Raw genomic sequence first — 876 nt, forward strand, 5'->3', positions numbered from 1 at the left:
AAATGGAAGAAACTGCAGCGATTGAATACTATTTAAAATATCCCGACGTTGTTCTATTGGCCTGGTCGGCTCAACATTCTAATTGTGACTGGCTAATCTTAAATTATCTGCGCGTCAACAAATTTTTTGATCGTGGCGGCCAATTGATTATGATTGGCGAAAAAAACGGCGCCACTAATTCAAAAAAATTCTGGAAACAGGCTGAATTATCATTGCCAGAAAATTTAAATAAAAATTGGTCAAGATTTGATCTGATAAATGACCAGGTTTTTATTGTTGAATAATCTGTGCAAGTTTTCCGCGATAAGCCTGAATATAAGAACCGGCAAACAAATGCGCATGAACCATTAAATAATAAAGTTGGTAAAACATCAAACGTTTTTCAACACCGGCTTGAAATGGTCTAATATCCTGATAGCCAGCATAAAAGTCTTGATTAAAGCCACCGAAAACTGTTGTAATTCCAATATCGAATTCCGGATCACCATAATAAACATCCGGGTCGATAAATATCGGCTGACCACTATCAGCATCGAACATAAAATTGCCCGACCAAAAATCTCCGTGAAGCAGGCTCGGTTGGCTATCGCGTTTCTCCATTAGCGATTGAAAAATTTCAATCGCTTTTTCATAGTTTTGATCATCATTCCACTTGCCTTCATTAACAAGTAGACCGCGCAAAACATTTAAACGCTGCTTAACAAAAAAATCATTCCAACTAGATTGCCAAGTATTGATTTTGCTGGTTTTCCCAGCTTTAAAATCCTTGCCAAAACCAAACTGCCGGTTAGGACTCGTAATTGAATGAATCTTTGCCAAGTCCTGGCCAAGGGAATATTGGTTACCATAATTAGTCGCGTTTAAATACTCTAATAA

The 876-nt window shown here is 37.4% G+C and carries 1 protein-coding gene and 1 pseudogene; one reads left to right on the forward strand and one right to left on the reverse strand.

Features of this window, described 5'->3' with window-relative positions; all coding sequences use genetic code 11:
• Positions 1-284, forward strand: a pseudogene (locus KH893_RS11080) (SAM-dependent methyltransferase); the annotation flags it as partial.
• Here KH893_RS11080 and KH893_RS11085 read toward each other — a convergent pair.
• Positions 271-876: fructosamine kinase family protein (locus tag KH893_RS11085; protein ID WP_281166182.1), on the reverse strand; the 606-nt coding region annotated here is incomplete at its 5' end. The pseudogene KH893_RS11080 and the gene KH893_RS11085 overlap by 14 nt on opposite strands.

The sequence above is a fragment of the Liquorilactobacillus sicerae genome (genome assembly GCF_029916425.1).
Taxonomy (GTDB): Bacteria; Bacillota; Bacilli; order Lactobacillales; family Lactobacillaceae; genus Liquorilactobacillus; species Liquorilactobacillus sicerae.